This is a genomic window from Leptolyngbya sp. FACHB-8, from assembly GCF_014695575.1.
GTDB lineage: Bacteria > Cyanobacteriota > Cyanobacteriia > Elainellales > Elainellaceae > Vacuolonema.
In genome coordinates this window covers 184,343-202,174 of the sequence record NZ_JACJOO010000087.1, presented here as the reverse complement: position 1 = coordinate 202,174, position 17,832 = coordinate 184,343, and the positions used below count along the sequence as shown (strand labels likewise).

The following is a 17,832-nucleotide window of genomic DNA, read 5'->3' as shown; positions in this document are numbered from 1 at the left end:
CACTCTAATGAAAACCGAACTGAAAGCCAAATTCATCCAACACCTCGCACAGAAGCGTCAAGATTCCGGTTTCACCCTGATTGAACTGCTGGTGGTTATCGTGATCATTGGTATTCTGTCTGCTATTGCTCTACCTTCTTTCTTGAACCAGGCAAACAAAGCTCGCCAGTCTGAAGCGAAGACCTACGTGGGTTCCATCAACCGTGCCCAGCAGGCTTACTTTGTTGAGTATGGTACCTTCAGCCCTGATGGAGCAAGCTTGGAAGGTGGCATCGCTTCTTCCACCCAGAACTACACCTACGTCATCTCGGGCAACAGCACCGAAGGGACTATCCAAGCATCTGCTCGGAAGAACGCTCTGAAAGCTTATGGTGGGCGTGTATGGGTTAGCGGTAATACCACCCCTGGTATTGTTTGCGAAACTACAGCTTCCACTGGCCCTCAAGCCGCGCCTGCCATGACTGGCCTAACTGCCTGTCCCGCTACTGCTCCGGCTGTTGGACAGTAATCTTTAGCAGAAGGTTGTCACTGTCACAGACAGCTTCTTGCTTTACCACTTCATTACACAACTGGAGTCTTGCACTCCAGTTGTTTTTGTATATAGCGTTTGCAAGGACGTTAATTCAGTAAGGTGGGCTGGATTAATTCGCACACCACGAGCATAATGCTGCAGTGCATTTGTGAAGTTTTTTCCCCATTTCTTTTTGAAACTTGGGCTGGGGTACATCCCACACTACCCGAGTTTCAAAAAGAAATAGGGGAAAAGGCATAGGGAAACAGTAATAATTTTAGAAATAGAATCCCAATACTTGAGGGGGAAGGCTGACTCCGTCAGCCTTCCCCCTCAAGTATTGGGATTCTATTTTCTTGCGAGTTCCTAAGTTTAGATGTCTGTCCTCTAAAAACTTAAGTAATCGCTGGTTTCCAAATCCTTTAAAGAAATAGATGGTACAGATTCAAGACCTGAAGGGGCTAGGTGACTATCTTCCAGGAGAACATGGGCTGTAATGTGAGACGCTACAGCTTTCAGTTGGGGAACTTGAGCTGAGGTGATTAATATAATATTTGGTTCTCCTTCAGATTCATCAATTTCCACCTCTTCCAGAACGGACATCATAACCGTAGCCAGCAGTAAATCGATCGCCTCTATATCGACATCTTCTGAAGTAATGAGAGCCGTTATTGAGCGTTTTTTAGGATGCGACACAATAATTTGTAAAAACTGGGCAAGCTGTTGACTTAAAGAATCTTCGTCGGCTTCCCAGTTGGGGCATAGGAGCAAGTTAACGGAGCTTAAACTGCCCTCATCTATGGCACTGGCACCAGAAATAAGACTTCCATCGCCCCCTAGTTCAGGCTGTTTAATTGCCTTCAAGATAGCTCGAACATGAACAACTTCTTCCTCTGAGTACTCCTCCTCTAGACTTACCAGGGTAAAGGCTCCTCGAAAGCCGTAATTCTGGCAAAGGTTCCAGTAGGGAGGATATTCAACACAGTAATATTTGAAGGAATTAATGTTCCAAAAACTCACATGGGTTGGGTCTTGAAAGGCTCCCCGGCCATCCGTAGATGGAACGCGAATATCAACGATCGCATCATGCTGACATATACGCCAGATCTCATTCATCGTGTGGAGGCGATCGGGTAGGTGCTCCACGACATCGTAAGCTTTGACCACTTCTACACTGTTGTCCGCAAAGGGAAAGCGGCGATTTAAATCTGCCACTACATCAACACCAGGGCCAGGAGAAATATCTACCCCAATGAACCCTTCGGCTTTCCAGCCGCCACAGCCTAAGTCAACTCGTAGAGATTCTGTTGCTCCTGTAGACATAGTCGTAATAGTTCTTAAAATGTAATCGACTACTGTAGAGTAAGTGCACTTCTTCGTTACATCCTGATGTAGAGCGGCTGCAATTTCTAACCGCTCAGATTGATGGTCAGGGTGGAGGTAGTAGCGAAGCTTGCCGTTCAATTCCTCAATGCTTCGGTAGGAGATTTCCTCAGCAACACTAGTGAGTTTTTGCAAGTCCGATCGCCAATCCGTCAGCACAAAACCACCCACTGCCCCCACATCAATAACCCGATTAATCACCGCCGTATCAAATTGTAGAGAGGTGATATTAAGGTTGATTTGGGAGTTGCAATAGAGATTGCGTGCCTGTGCATAGTCGGATAGGGGAGGATGATAGCGAACCGTTTCTTTTTCAATCCTACGGTTCAAATCAACCTTATGTAAGTAGGCTGGATCGCCTCCGATGATGTCCATCTCAACATCTTGAATTCGTCGAATGATTTCGCCTCTGGAATGCTGAGAATAAATATGTAGCAACGAAATATAGAAGTGTTTAAGACTAAAAAAATCAATAGGATTTTTGGGATCAGCATAGGTCGTAGCAAACTTGACGGCTGAAGGTTCTAAAGCCGTATCTAAATCAGCAATCCGTTGCCATACATCTGCCCGTACCCGATGGGCAAATGGCATATCCCACATCTCATCTCCCAAAGATGGTAGGACGTGACCTACAAAAGATACGTCGTACTGATAAGTATGGGGAGGTGATAAGTATGAGTATTCAGAGACATGAGAAACTGTAAAAGCATGAGATATTCCCAAACTTCTCAAGTCTAAATAATTGGAATACTCCAAGCAAAAATGATAGGTTCTCTCTCGGTGGTTACAAAAGGCAGTAAGCAAATGCTTAATTTCATTCAGCTCCAGTAAACCACTAAATAAGGAATCATGATGAATGAAAATAATTTTTGTATTAATGGCTTCAAACCCATAACCCTCTACCGCTTCCATATACCGGCATAAGGAGGACGAAGAATTAGTGATTAAAACAAAATCAAATCCCTGATCATTGATGTAGTTTATGTAACTGGATTGTGTAAAATTCGATGGATTTAATAGCTCGACCGTATGCCCTAACTGAGCCAGTGCTTCAACAAACCCATCAATAAGCCGTTGGTAGATTCGAGTGGGCGATCGCTCGACACAAAACCGGTAGGATTGGGAAGGCGCTGGCGTGGTTGTCATAGTTGCTTCTGAACGTGAAAACGAACTGGACTCAGTACAGCATAACGGGAGCAACAGGGCTCTATCACTATAGCTCTACCTCAAAGAATCAGACCCACGTAGGGTTATTTTTGAGAAGCCGTGCTCCACAAGGTGCTTTAAAGATGGCCCGTCCTCGTTTGATTGTGTAAGCCTACAAGTACTCGACGGATAGAAACATAAAATCTCAAATCCTATGCTACCTGCTGCACAGGTGATATAAGGTTTCGGGGTTATAGCTTGGACGGAAGCAGGAATTACGCACGATTGCTAGGTATGGTGTGCGAAACACACCATACCTAGCAATCGTGCGTAATTGAATGCAAGACACGAAGCGACCAAAGGGAATATGACTGTGTTACCGGGAAAATTCAGGGCGGCGAGACTGAAGGTAATTCACAAACTCCTGGTTAGAGAGGGGGGGGCAGAGGAATCGCCCCTGGGCTGCATAACAGCCGCTCTGTCGCAGCAGATTCACCTGGTCGTCAGATTCCACTCCTTCAGCGATCGCTCGCAATTGCAAACTCTGGGCTACGGCAACAATCGCTCTCACGATAGACAACGCCTCGGGATCATGAGCAATGTCGGCAATTAGCGACGTATCGATCTTCACTCCCTCCACTGGAAGCCGCCGCAAATAGCTGAGGGAGGTAAACCCAATACCAAAGTCATCAATCACGGTGCGAATGCCCATATCTTTGAGTTGGTTGAGTAGGGTTACGCCGGCTTCAACGTCTTCCATCAGGTCAGATTCCTGCACATCAAAGACCAAGAGGTCAGGACTGAGCCCGGTTTGTTCCAAAATTTGAGAGGCTGATTCGACCAAGTTGAAGTGGTGCAGGTGTTGGTTAGAGAGATTGACCAGCAATTTGATAGGCAATTGATTATAGGTCTGCCAGGCCTTTGCTTGCTGACAAGCAGATTGGAGGATCCAATGCTCGATACGATCTAGAAGTTCGAGTTCCTGAGCGATCGCCAGAAAGCTGCTAGGGTAGAGTACGCCTATCTCCGGACAATGCCAGCGAACATAGGCCTCTGCTCCAATGATGCGTCCAGTAATTAGATGTAGTTGCGGCTGAAATTGGAGTTGAAATTCACCATTTTCCAGTGCTCGCGGTAGTTGCCCGGTGATCCATTGGCGTTGAGTAACTTGGGCATCTACCTCTAGGTTGTAAAATTGGTAGCGGTTCTCACCCGAGCGCTTAGCCTGCTGCATGGCTAAACGAGAATGATGGATTAAATCATTAGGGTATGTCCCATTGTCGGGGTAGAGAGCAATACCCACACTAAGTTGAACACTCACCCACTGCCCCCGAACCCAGTAGGTTTCCAGCAGGTGTTTCAACAAATTCTGAGCCTGTCGAGCAACTTCCTGACGGCGTGTTACTGATTCATAAATGACACCAAACTCGTGGACGCCCAGACGGGCAGGGGTATAGGGCTGATCAACATTGCTCTGGAGGCGTTGGGCGATCGCCTGCAGCAACTCATCGGCAAATTCCTGCCCTAGACGCTCATTGACCACTCGGGAGTTGTCAATGTTAAGGTACAACACTGCGAGAGACGTTTGGTTTGCCTGAGCTCGGCTGATGGCTTCTTGCAGGTGATGGTGAAATAAAATGCGGTTAGGTAAACCCGTCAGAGCGTCTCGATAAGCCAGTTGCTTCAGGTTATCGACCGCCTGCTTCATCGCATCCACATAAGGTTGGGTAATAGCGGCCTGCTTATTCAGGCGAGCCGCAATAGCGGCCAGCAATTCCTGACGAGTGAAGGGTTTGGTGATGTAGTCATCAGCCCCCATTTCCATACCTAAGCGGAGATCTGAGCGATCGCTCTTAGCACTTAAAAAGATGAATGGAATGCGGGCAGTGGCAGGGTTACCCTTAAGAGCTTCTAGTACCTGATAACCATCCCATCCTGGCATCGAGATATCACAAATAATCAGGTCTGGGTCTTGTTCCTGGGCAGCCTTCACACCGGACTCACCATCCTTTGCGGAGACCGCCTCCATAGACTCCATCTGTAAGAATTTAAGTATGGAATTCCGGATAATCGCGTCGTCTTCGATGACCAGAATTTTCTTCACAACTACACTTTGCTCTCTCATAGCTAAACCGAATGGCTCTTATTGTTTGTTTCCTGTAAAGCTTGAGCAGTCGTTTGAAGATGCGGGCAGGCTCATCTGAAAACTATTCCCCACAATGTTTTCAACCTATTCTTGAGGCAGTTTGAGAAGGAATAGGGCAGATGCCTAAATCACCTTGGGAATACCTCCAACATTCCTGGCTCAAGCAATGGTTTGTTAGAGTGATGACAGTTGAGATGCGACCGAGGCATAGACCGATCAGCGAGGGATCGTTGCCAGAAGTAGTAATTTCATGAACCTGCCGAGCTTCCCTGATGAAAATCACAGAAGTTCGGAACGGCTGGCTTCACTCTGCAAAGCTTGCAGTTGTGGAGTCAGCAAGCACAACACCCGTCTTACTATGGTGCCCATTTCCTGGTAAGGAATACGATATTTTTGCGGATTATTAAGTAAAAATTGTAGGCCAGGAAAATTAGACTCCGTATTTCCCGATCGGCTTTATCTGATTTTCAATATTATTTTGCGCTACATACCATCCAAGCAAATTGACATCCAATACTTTATGCCCCTCTCCAAACTGATGAGGTGTGAGGGATAGGTGTGGGACTTCGTACCGCACCTATCCCTCACACCTCATCAGTTTGAAAAATGCTGTAGAAAAATGTTTTTGTAGCTTTTAAGTAGCTCACCTCAATTAATTAGGAGACACAGAGGCTGTGCAGTTCGTTTCACGCGGCACATAGCATCTTATGTTGGTGGCGCAATATTCTGGACAGTTTTTGTGAAACCCTTGATTTTGCGTGCGCTTCACGCACGCAAAATCAAGGGTTTCACAAAAACTGTGCGAACTAATGCTATTTACGATTCTGAAAATATCATTAACAGAATGCTACAGCACGGTTCAAAGATGAGTACGTTTTGCTCAGCAATACTGTGAAGCAGAAGTAGGGATTGTTTCTATTGATAGAGTATCTGTATCGCCTATTGATTGATTTGATGAAGCACTGAAGTTTTTAAATTAAAAAAGACTTCAGGCAGTAAAAGCCTTCATTTGGAGCGGATAGATATTCCTTATAGGCATAGCAACCTGAGCCTTCATGGAAATAGTTTGACTCCTTCTGATTCTTCAGAACGTAGCCGCTACAAATGATTAGTAGCGCTTGTAGAACTGGAATTACACTCATTACCCAGTCAAGCACGGCTCATCAGTTTGGGCTTGTGAGTTCGTTTTTTTGAGTCTCCAACCTATTTTTCCACTGCATCAAGTTATTTGCCGAATACTTTATCCACTCGTGAATCGTCTGTCTGTAATTCACTTTCTAGGAGAAGAATTCCATGTTTTTACACACCAAGCGGTTGCAGTATTTCACGCCACCCGAAAGCCCCGACCCCATCTATGCCAAAAAGATGCAGGAGTTGATTGGTGGCGTTTTCGGTGAAATGACAGTGATGATGCAGTACCTGTTTCAGGGCTGGAATTGCCGGGGGCCTGCTAAGTACCGTGATATGTTGCTAGACATTGGTACTGAGGAAATTGGGCATATCGAAATTCTGTCCACAATGATTGCCCAATTACTTGATAATGCTCCTGTCCAAATGCAGGAAGATGGAGCAAAAGACCCTGTTGTGGGCGCTGTCATGGGTGGCGAAAAGCCTGAGGGCGTCATCATGGATATTATGGGAGCAGCCATGAACCCTCAGCACAGCATTGTGTCGGGACTAGGGGCCATGCCTCAAGACAGTGTTGGTTTTCCCTGGAATGGTCGCTTTATCATAGCTAGCGGCAACTTAATGGCAGACTTCCGCTCTAATCTTCATGCGGAATCTCAGGGGCGGTTGCAAGCTGTGCGGCTCTATGAAATGACCCGTGATCCTGGCGTTCGGGACACCCTCAGTTTCCTGATTGCCCGTGATAGCATGCACCAGAAGCAGTGGTTGGCTGCGATTGAAGAGTTAGAAGCTGATGGGTTGGAGTCGACTCCTGTACCTAGCCGTTTCCCCACCGAGCTGGAAAAATCGGAAGCGGCCAACCAGTTCTGGAATAACTCGGAAGGAACTGAGAGTGCAGAAGGCCGTTGGGCGAAGAATGGCTTTGAGTATGTCGCAAATCCTCAACCTCTGGGAGAAGAGCCTGTTCTGCCGCCCGGAAATGCCCGTCTGTACACCACTACGGGTATTGCTACCCCCACACAAGACTTAAAATCTGGTTCTACCTCTCAGAAGGGAACAGCCAAGTAGAAGTCTGTTTTAAGTTATGCTGTATGTAGAGAATACACGGTAGAGCTTTGTAACACCAAATCTCTAGATTCAGTAGATCGTAAACGAGCGTTTTGGGTGTACGAGGTACACCCAAAACGTGTCAGAACCTAGAGGAAAGAACGCTTTGCACTCGATTTTCTCTGGGTTCTAGAACCTGTTCTAAGGGTTGTTTTTTCATGTGCTTCGCGTACAAAAAACAACCCTATCGATATTGTCATTACTAGGCCCGCAGAGCATTGTCCACTCTTCAATGGCCGGGTTAACGGGTTCATCAAGAATCTCCCATGGGGAGTAGAGTTTTACACCTTACGATTCGTTCTTTTGCTGCGGGGAAGACGTTAGGGTGGCATCAGCAGACCTGATAGACGTTTTGGAGTTTTTGGACATTGGCTAGTTCTCTGAAAAATAGGGGGATTGGGAGCGATCGCGATCTTGTTCGCCTCCTAAACATAAAGCTGATTTACCATGAGCCCGATGTGCTTGAGTTCAAGCGTGGGCAGGAGATTTTTGCAAAGTACCCTGATGCTCAACGCATTGAAGTGCCATCCCACTGGAATATTCCAGAACTGCATGGTAATGAAGGTTCTGTAGATGATTGGAACCGCATCAAACATACCGTGCTTGTTTTAGGTGTTAAGAAGTCTTTGACTGCACGTCCTAATACCCGCTCCTCAGACTTTGTGGCACCTTCTCATGCAAATGGCTGTGCAATGGCTTGTGCTTACTGCTATGTTGCTCGACGCAAAGGTTATGCAAATCCAATTACAACGTTCGTAAATATTGAAAAGATTACACGATACATTCAACGCCATGCTGCAAAGCAAGGATTGAAGACGGAGCCGAATCAGGCTGATCCGGATTGTTGGGTGTATGACATTGGAGAAAATAGCGATTGCTCCGTAGACACAGCGATCTGCGATAACGTGAAGGATTTAATTCATCTATTTCGTGACATTCCAAATGCAAAAGCAAGCTTTGCCACAAAGCGGGTAAATCGTAATTTATTGGATTATGATCCACAGGGGAAGACGCGGATACGATTTAGCTTGATGCCTGCGGCGATCGCTCAAGTGGTAGATGTGCGAACATCAGCCGTGGGCGATCGTATTGCTGCCATCAATGACTTTGTGGAGGCGGGGTACGAAGTTCATCTCAATTTCTCCCCTGTTATCTTCTACGAGAATTGGTTGGAGGAGTACGAAGCTCTATTTAAGGAACTGGATGATGTGTTGAGCCCGGCAGCGAAGGCCCAGTTAAAATGTGAGATTATCTTTCTAACTCACAACGAGCAGTTGCACGACGTCAATATGAACTGGCATCCTCAAGCAGAAGCGATGTTGTGGCGACCTGAACTGCAGGAAGCCAAGATATCGGAAACTGGAGGGCGTAATGTGCGTTATAGAAGAGGGCTTAAGGGCACATGGGTTGAGCAATTTTGTGGGTTACTACAGCAGACACTGCCTTATTGCACCATTCGCTATGCGTTTTGATTCGAGTCTTGCCCCTTCAGGTGGTTCTTCAAGCCTATGAATAGGGTGTAGAGAAGGAACCACACACCCCTCCTCCACACCCTATTCAAGACCCTGGAAGCCCTACTTTTTGTGCACTTTGCGCACAAAAAGTAGGGCTTCCAGGGTCTTGTTTTAGAAAGGAAGGAGAAGCTTTTTGGGGCTAACCTGCCTATAGGGGGATTCTGTGGTGTCAATTCTGTGACATACCTTTGGCCTGTTCCATGGTAGGTTCAATTCAGTTTTGCGGTTTATCTGCCTGTCTCACACTTAGTCTCGATTATCTGGAAAAAATACTATGTTTCACTTCCAGATCAGTGCGCAAACCAAGGTAGGTGAATCGATCGGTCTGGTGGGTTCTATTCCCGAATTGGGCGAATGGGATATTAACCGCTGTGTCCGCCTACAAACTCGTGCTGGTCAATACCCCATCTGGCATGCTGATATAGAAATTGGGCCTCAGCCTGCCCTGGAAACTGCTGAGCGTCAAGCCATTGAGTACAAATATGTACGCTTCGGTCCTGATGGCCGGGTGAACTATGAGGCCTGGGGTTGGAATCGGTGGCTTGGGCTAGAATCTATCACCCAGGCTGAGGGCCAAACGCTAATTGTGGATGATGGAGCCTTTGGCTTTGTACAGCCCTACCCCTTTGGTTATCTGGAAAATTACACGAGGCCGCTACCTGATAAAGCGCCGGATGGTTTAAAGGTAGTTGTTTTGGGTAGCTCGGTTGCGTTGGGGCATAAAGCCTGGATGATGGACGGGTGGGCCTCCAAATTGGAGCAGGCACTTCACCAGGAGTATGGTCACCAACTCGTGAACCTGTCCGAGTTGGGAGCCGATGTCAGTCGTACGATCGCCCGTTTCCCCTCTGTGGTTACACCCGAGCGACCCGACATTGTAGTCATTGCCCTTTCCCTCGGAAATGAAGGGTTTGCTTTTTGCCCTCCCGGAAAGCGACAGGCAGTGCAGCAGCACTTTGAGATCGGCTTGCAGCAATTGATCAAAATGACCTGGGAAATCGGCGCACGTCCTATTCTAGGTGGCGTTTATCCCCATGGTGCGTATTCTCCAGAGCATTATCGGTTGCTGAAGGAGACGCAGCAGCGGATGGTGAGTTGGGGCATCCCAGTGCTCGACTGGTTGGAGGCGGTGGAGGATGGCCAGGGACGTTGGAAGAGTGGAGCTTCCTATGATCCAGCCCATCCTAATACCTATGGGCATCAGCTCATGTTTGAGGCGATCGCCCTCCCTTTTTTTCAGCAAAACCGTGACACCTGGCTCCAGGAACAACAGCAGCCTGAAGCGGTTCTCATTTATCGGGACGAAAAAGGTTTTCAAATTTCGGCACGAGTGCTGGAGCGAAAACTGCGGATCACCAACCCATCCCCTTACCCTTATACCATTGCCCCCCATTGGCACAATTTACAGCGGGAGTTGCAAAGCAAGGCAGGATTACGCCCAGGTATTTACTGGACAGAGGATGCCACAACAGGGGAACCGACGTGTATTTCTGTGGGCGAGGATGGGGCGATCGCGACCACTCTGGAAATCCCTCCGGAATCAGATCAGGAATATTGTCCTGCTTTCAATTTTTGGCTACCCGACAAAACTCGCCTACTGTTTTATGACGGTCAGTTGGGGATTTTGCAGGAGGATGAGCATCACATTCGAATCATCAATGAATCGGACCATACTTTCAACATCCATCCCATGTGGAAACAGGTTCGGAGTGCCCTAAAGGCATTACCCCAAGGTGTGTATAGTGATCCGCTGAATCCCGATGCGCCTTTCCGCACACTAATGGTTGGCAATGAGGGTTTGGAGAGCCGGGTGAAAGCACCTGCGAAGTCCGTTTTGCGCTTGCAGTATCAATGTTCGTTAACGGATATTAGTCGGATTGCATTGGTACCATTGGGCGATCGCTGTGCCATTCGCATGGTGCTCTACAAGATGGAGTATGACGGACCTGCCTTCCCCTTCGATCTGACGCGCACCACGCAGATTAGTGATGTAGCAGACATGATCGAAAATAAGTTTGAGGATATGTGGAACCCTGACTTTTTGCATTACAACTTTGATGCAGGGCGTATCTACCATGGCAAGTGGTCGGGGTTGTCTTTTGCTCATGAAGTTGAAGAAACGGATGATCCACTGCAAGATATAAAGCCCGTGTATGAGCGTATGCGCACGCGTTATTCGGCACGGTCCAAACGCTTTTGGTATACTCTTCAGCATAGTGACAAGATTCTGTTCATGCGAACGGGCAGAGCTGACCGCAACGGTGTGATTGATCTGATCACAAAGTTAGAGAAACACTGTAACGGTAAGCCTTTTCACCTGCTGCTCATTTCGCCGCAATCTTCAGAAGAGTTTGCAGGCCTGACCAGTGTCCTACACTATAACCTGGAGTTTAACCCCGATCGGATGTATGAAGATATGGGGCACTGGATGTATTGCACCGGCATTATGCAAGGGATTTTAGAATCCCTGGGAGTGTCTAGTAAAAATTTGTTCTGGTGTCCTCCAACACCTCCAAAAACGGTGGCATAGAATTTATAAGGATCCTAACGGTTTTCTAGAACCTGGGTGATCGCCTCTATCAAAACTTCCGGTTCAACGGGTTTAGAGAGATGGCGTTGAAAGCCAACAGCCAGGGCTCGTTGATGATTGGCTTCACCCGCGTAGGCTGTGAGGGCGATCGCCGGGATTTGTCCCCCCTGGTCTTCGGGCAAATTCCTAACTTGTCGCAGAAAACTGTAGCCATCCATCTCCGGCATGCCAATATCGCTGATGAGAATATCGGGTTTGAAGTCTGCTAAAGCAGACAATCCTTCCTGGGCCGAAGCGGCTATCTGAACCATAGCCCCCGATTGTTCCAACACTGTATGGATGAGCTCTCGCATGTCTGCTTCATCATCAACCGCTAAAATGCGGAGGTTTTCTAAACAGGCACGAGGGGTTAGACAACGGGAGCGTGCTCTGAGGGCGCTTCGTGCAATAGCCTGTTGGGCTGAGGGACTCAGTACAGGAAGTTGAGCAATAAACGTGGCTCCCAGTCCTTCCCCAGGGCTTTCGGCACGAACGCTACCCCCGTGTAATTCAGTTAGGTGACGAACAATCGCCAGGCCCAGACCTAACCCACCAAACTGACGGGTAGTGGTTCCGTCTTCCTGGCGAAAATGATCGAAAACGTGGGGCAAGAATTCAGGCTTAATCCCTTTTCCAGAATCCTGGACAATGATACATGCCTCTGTACCGACTTGCTCTAGGCAAACTTCAACGCGACCACCATTGGGCGTGAACTTGACAGCATTAGAGAGCAAGTTCCAGACAATTTGTTGAAGCCGTGCTCCATCTCCCGATACAGGCCCAACATCGGGTAAAAAGCGGGTTTGGATAGTGATATGCTTCGCCTCAGCGGCCAAGCGCACTGTTTCGAGCGCAGCTTCGATGATGTTGGTCAGGTTGACCACTCCCACGTTCAGCGTCAATTTGCCTCGCAGAATGCGGGAGATATCCAATAAATCTTCAATTAATTGGGCCTGGAGTTTGGCATTACGCTCAATCGTATCAAGCGCCCGTTGAATTGCGGTGGAATCAAGTTGACGGGTTTGCAGAAGCTTTGTCCAGCCCAGAATAGGATTGAGCGGCGATCGCAACTCATGGGAGAGCACTGCCAGAAATTCGTCTTTGATGCGATTGGCAGTTTCGGCCTGGGTACGGGCGGCTTGTTCTAACTGGAGGAGGCGATCGCGCTCCTCTTCTGCCTGTTTGCGCTCATGGATATCCATCGCGGTGCCAAACCAGGAGATCACCTGCCCATCCTCATCTTTCAGCGGCACCACACGGGCCAGATGCCAGCGGTAGGTTTGATCAAACCGTTGTAGCCGCATTTCCATTTCATACGCTTCACCCTTTTCAAGGGATTGGGCTCTGGCAGCACGAATGATGGGCCAATCATCGGGGTGAATCTTTTTCGCCCACTGTTTTAGGCTTTCCTCCAGGGACATTCCTGTGTAATCGAGCCAGGTTTGATTGAAGAATTGCACCTGGCCGGCTGCATCATTCGTCCACATTAATTGCGAAACAGCATTCGCCAGAGTGCGGTAGCGGTTTTCGCTGCTGCGTAATGCTTCTTCCGCCAGTTTGCGATCAGTAACGTCAAAGTTGACCCCAATCATCCGCACCGGCTTGCCGTCGCGACCCTGCACCACCATACCCTGGCTGGATAACCAGCGCACCCGACCATTGGGCTGAATAATGCGAAACTCCGTTCGATAGCTGCTGGCTTCTGATAGAACACGGGCGTTGGTTTCCTGAACATGGGGCCAGTCATCAGGGTGAACAAAGTTAAAAAACGTGTCTGCGTCTAATTCAATTTGATCCTTATCAACCCCAAAGATTTTGTACTGGTTCACATCCCAGCGCTGCACATTGGTGTCGAGATTCCATTCCCAGGCACCCATGTGGCCGGCATCCATGGCTAACCGCAGACGCTCCTCACTATCGCGTAGCTCTTGCTCAACGCCTTTGTATTCGGTGACATCGCGCACAACTGCCAGCACCGTTTGAATAGCATCTCCCTCAATGATTTCGGGAACAAATTGGGCCTGATACGCCCGCATTTGCTGGGCGAGATTGGGAAACTCAAATTCCAGGGTACTGGCCTCTCCGGTCTCAAATACTTGGCGCAACACGGTATCCCAATTCTGAGACGTGGCACTTGTAAACCCAAGCTCGGCTCCCGTTTTACCAATAAAATCCTGCCGTGGCAGGCCCAGAGCTTGTTCGATAGTAGGGTTGACGTAGAGGTGGCGGAGGTGGCGATCGTAGCGAATGATGATATCTGGCGTATTTTCAACCAGAGTGCGAAACTCGTGTTCCCGCTGACGTAGACTATCTTCCGCTTGTTTGCGATCGCCCACATCTCGAAAGAACACCGAAATCCCCTCAGGCGAAGGAAACGCCGTCATCTCAACCCAACGTTTCAGAGGCGTGGAAAACGTTTCAAAATGAACCGTAACCCGCTCTCTCATCGCCCGCTCAAAATGCTGGGCCATGTCAGCATTCTGGCTCAGCACATCGGGAAATACCTCCTGCCAGCGGCGACCCAGAAGTTCTTGGGGCGATCGCCCTGCCATCTTGGCTGCGGCTGCATTGACATAGGTATAGCGCCATTCATAATCAAAGGCGATAAAGCCGTAAGTAATACTTTCGAGCAGGTTAGTGACCTGCTGCTTAGTAGCTTCGCGTTCTCGTTCTGCACGCTTGCGATCAGTCACATCGCGGGAAATGGCAATGACGCCCACTGTTCTCTGATCAGAGGTGCGCCAGGGAGTGAGAATGTACTCGTAGTCGTGGGTTCCGTGGATTCCTGTGTATTGAATTTCGGCCTTGATCGGCTGCCCCGTTGCCATGACGGTTTCCCGTTGAGCATCAACCCGGTGCATCTGGTCCACGGGCAGCCCAGCTTCCCCCCAAGTTTTGCCCAACAACTCTTCTGGGTCATAGCCCATAATCTCCGCACCGCCCTGACTCACATACTGGTAGCGACCGGCACGGTCAAATACATAAATATGGTCGACAGAGGCGGCAAGAATAGCCTCTAAAACCTCAGATTGGGCATGAATTTGCCCCTCCCATTGCTGCGCCAGTTCTGGCGGAGATGGATACGACGACAGGACAGGAGCCACCTCAACTCCCCACCCGTCGACCTCGGGTTGAACTGGATTATTTTTATTCCACTGCTCAACCATGGGCTGTTGGTATAGAGGGGCAAGACTACGGCAACATCCGCACAGAGTTCCCTTAGGGTAGATAGGATAATTTCCGCAGGTGGGATGCTGCTCCAGTAATATGCCTTTCGATTATGCCGAGTAAGGCTGATATCGTTACCTACCCCGAGAGGGATGTTTTGTAGAGGCCGGCTTGCCCTGGCTGGCTCGGGATTCGATGGTAAAGGCCGGAATTTGATGCAATTCAGTGTCACTGAGATGGTATTGCTCACAAACAAGACTCAAACGGCTGCCGGAGGAAGTAACCGCATTCACGGAATGAGTCAGGTCTCCCTGGAAGTAAAGCAAGGTGTTGGGGCGAGGTTTGATTTGGGCGATGGATTGGCGATCGCGCTGCAACACTAACTCCCCGCCTTGCAGATTAGACGGCACCGTGACATACAACACGCTCACAACCTGGGGTGGATCGATGGTTTTGCAATAGGAGCGCAGGGAGCGATCGATGTGGGGGTCAACGCGAGAACCCTGGGTGAGTTGCAAGGGATTGAGATAAAAGGCGTTGCAGTCGGGCAACAAAGCTTGATCGAGGTAGGGTTTGAAGTAAGGAAAGCGCCGCTCAACTTCGGGGATATGCGATCGCAGAAACACAACCGAGAAGCCTTTGGTGCTGACAAAATCGCGGTTGAGGTTATTGGTGGCAAAGTAGGAGCAAGCAGAGACTTCGCCACGAAGGGTGGTGAGGTAGCCTTCGGGAAAGACGTTGGCTTGCTGGCGGTAGTATTTCATGAAGTAATCGACTGGGGTAATTACAACCTTATCAAGCCTTGGCGATGGGGGAGTAGTCATGTTCCTGATTAAACATGCTCGCCATTCTTCTCAAGCCTTTGATTTTGCGTGCACGTCGCCCATGCAAAATCAAAGGCTTGAGAAGAATGGCGAAGGTATTAGTTCTAACTCGGCTAATTGTTTTGTGGCGTATTCTCGAACTTGTTCATGGGGATCATTCTGGGCGCGATCGCGCAATAATTCCCATGTCTGAGGATGATTGACGTAATAATGGACGAGTGCTTTCAGGGCGGCTTTCCGAGGATTTTCTTGCCACTTATGTCTAGGCTCAAAGGGATCATCTTGGGCGCGATCGCATAACAACTCAAACATCTCAGAGGCGGTGTTCCAACCCCGCACCAACTCATCAATTGCCGCACATCGTACAGTCCCATGCTCATCAAACTGGGCTAGTTTTTTGAGAATCGCCAGGGTTTCTGGATCGGCTCTCCAGCCTCGCGCCATTCCTTGAAGTGCCTCGCATTTCACAAACACATCTTCATCGGATTGAGCAAGGTTTTTGAAGATTGCTAAGGTTTCTAAGTCTTTTCTCTTACTTCGTACTAATCCCTCCACAACCACATGCCGCATGACCTTATCCTGATCGGCTTGAACGTGTTTTTTGATAATTGCTAGGGCCTCTGGGTCATCATTCCAGCCTCGCGCTAGCTCTCTCACTGCTGTATTCCGTACAAATGAATCTTCATCAAACTGAACACACCTTTTAAGAATAGCCAAGGTTTTTGGGTCGTCTTTCCAGCCTTGAGCAAGTTCCCGAATCGCGGTAGACCGCACAGTCCAGAAACGGGTCTGGGTCAGCTTTTTAAGCCAGGATAAAGTCTCCAAACGGTCTCCCCAGCCTCGTGCTATCTCTTGCACCACAGTGGTTGAAGGGAAATCATTTTGCCAATCACGTTGGTCCAGTTGGACCAGTTTTTTGAGCCAGGATAAAATCTCTGGATCATTCCTCCAGCCTTGCGCTATACCCTTGATTGCTTCAATCTGCGCAATCCTATCTTCATGGGATTGAGCCAGTTTTTTGAGCCAGAGGAGCGTATCTGGGTCATCTTTCCAACCTCGCACGATCTCCTGCACCACGGTATGCTGAAGACCACGCTCATCGGTATGGATACTGTTTTTGATCAGGGTTAGGGTCTCTGGGTCATTTCTCCAGCCTCGTGCTAACTCCTGTATTGCCACAATCCGAACGGCTCCATCCTCACCCGTTTGGATGTGTTTTTTGAGAATGGCTAAAACCTCTGGGTCATCTTGCCAGCCTCGCGCTAGCTCCTGCAACACGAGTCGTACATACATATGCTCATTGGATTGAGCGTAGCTTTTGAGCATGGCTAAAACTTCCGGGCTGTGTCTCCAACCTCGTGCTAATTCCTGCACTGCTACAACCCGCACAACGGGTTCACTATCAGAACAGGCACGTTTGAGAATGGCTAAAACCTCCAGGTCAGTTCTCCAACCTTGGGCCAACTCTTGTAGCACCGTACCCCGCAGCCTGGGTTCACCATGGGCTTGGGCATAAGTCTTAAGCCAGAGTAGGATGCGAAAGTCATTTCTCCAGCCTCGCGCTAGCTCCTGCACAGCTACACTTCGCACTTCCCACTTCTGATGGAATTGAACGCAGCTTTCGAGAATGGGTAAAACGTCTGGGTCATCTCTCCAGCCTTGCGCTAACTCCCGAACTGCCGCACTCTGCACAGCCCAACTCTCATGGAATTGGGCACAGGTTTTGAGCCAGGGTAAGGTCTGTGGGTCATCTTTCCAGGTTTGAGCGATCGCCTGCACCGCTGCTGTCGGAATATATGACAAATAATCAAACCGGAAACACTCTTTCAGCCAGGGTAATGTTTCGGGATCATCCTTCCATAGGGCCGCAATGGTTGTTACGAGTGTCGCCGCCAACTCAGCATCGAACGGGTAGGGATACTCTAGTTCAACTTCGCGTTGTAAGGTTTTGCGCAACCGTATGGAGGTCTGAGCGATCGCTGTCTTATCCTTTACTTCAGCAAAACATCTTGCAGCTAGAAGCAGATGGCTAAGTCCCGCTTTTTCCAAATAGTCATGTTGCTTTAAAAACTGGCTTCTATTAACGTTTTGGGTTAGCAGAAACTCAATCATTTTTCCCGCCAACCTGGCATCAATCAGACCGGCGGTAACTCCCAGGGCGTCATGCCAGGCTTCATCCTGCCAGTGCTTACCAAAAATCTCATGATGCAACTGTCGAGGAGATGCCTTTGCCAGGTCTCCTGGGATTGGTTGGAATACCACTTCTGCTGTTCGCTTCATCCCCAAAAGCGCCAACCAATCCACCATTGTTGCTGACTCTCACAACGTTTTTTCTA

9 protein-coding genes are annotated in these 17,832 nt (G+C 48.7%); 4 read left to right on the top strand and 5 right to left on the bottom strand.

Annotation, left to right across the window (positions count from 1 at the left end; all coding sequences use genetic code 11):
• Positions 1–7 precede the first annotated feature (7 nt).
• The gene (locus H6F91_RS25615) at positions 8–508 is read left to right on the top strand and encodes a type IV pilin-like G/H family protein (RefSeq protein WP_190773229.1); all 501 of its coding nucleotides are present in this window, start codon (positions 8–10) and stop codon (positions 506–508) included.
• A 390-nt stretch (positions 509–898) separates the two neighbouring features.
• Here the strand turns inward: H6F91_RS25615 and H6F91_RS25610 are convergent, their stop codons facing one another.
• The gene (locus H6F91_RS25610) at positions 899–3,040 is read right to left on the bottom strand and encodes a glycosyltransferase (protein WP_190789541.1); all 2,142 of its coding nucleotides are present in this window, start codon (positions 3,038–3,040) and stop codon (positions 899–901) included.
• A gap of 376 nt (positions 3,041–3,416) precedes the next feature.
• Positions 3,417–5,165 carry a GGDEF domain-containing response regulator gene (locus H6F91_RS25605; RefSeq protein WP_190773227.1) on the bottom strand — a complete coding sequence of 583 codons (1,749 nt, stop codon included), beginning with the start codon at positions 5,163–5,165 and terminating at the stop codon, positions 3,417–3,419.
• Positions 5,166–6,479: 1,314 nt separating this feature from the next.
• Here H6F91_RS25605 and H6F91_RS25600 point away from each other — a divergent pair.
• From H6F91_RS25600 to H6F91_RS25590, 3 genes are all read left to right on the top strand, one after another.
• Positions 6,480–7,382, top strand: a complete 903-nt coding sequence (locus H6F91_RS25600; RefSeq protein WP_190773226.1) for a manganese catalase family protein — start codon at positions 6,480–6,482, stop codon at positions 7,380–7,382.
• Positions 7,383–7,789: 407 nt separating this feature from the next.
• Entirely contained in the window at positions 7,790–8,893 is a 1,104-nt protein-coding gene (locus H6F91_RS25595; protein ID WP_199308050.1) for a spore photoproduct lyase family protein, read from the top strand.
• A gap of 316 nt (positions 8,894–9,209) precedes the next feature.
• Positions 9,210–11,465 (top strand): DUF1796 family putative cysteine peptidase, encoded by a 2,256-nt coding sequence (locus H6F91_RS25590; RefSeq protein ID WP_190773225.1) that lies wholly within the window; start codon positions 9,210–9,212, stop codon positions 11,463–11,465.
• Positions 11,466–11,479: 14 nt separating this feature from the next.
• Here the strand turns inward: H6F91_RS25590 and H6F91_RS25585 are convergent, their stop codons facing one another.
• The 3 genes from H6F91_RS25585 to H6F91_RS25575 all read right to left on the bottom strand — a co-directional run bounded on the left by H6F91_RS25585 (position 11,480) and on the right by H6F91_RS25575 (position 17,803).
• Positions 11,480–14,671: a PAS domain S-box protein gene (locus H6F91_RS25585; RefSeq protein WP_190773224.1), complete on the bottom strand. Its 3,192-nt coding sequence runs from the start codon at positions 14,669–14,671 to the stop codon at positions 11,480–11,482.
• A gap of 135 nt (positions 14,672–14,806) precedes the next feature.
• Positions 14,807–15,436: a 2OG-Fe(II) oxygenase gene (locus H6F91_RS25580; protein WP_190773239.1), complete on the bottom strand. Its 630-nt coding sequence runs from the start codon at positions 15,434–15,436 to the stop codon at positions 14,807–14,809.
• A gap of 129 nt (positions 15,437–15,565) precedes the next feature.
• Entirely contained in the window at positions 15,566–17,803 is a 2,238-nt protein-coding gene (locus H6F91_RS25575; RefSeq protein WP_190773223.1) for a HEAT repeat domain-containing protein, read from the bottom strand.
• Positions 17,804–17,832: the final 29 nt, after the last annotated feature.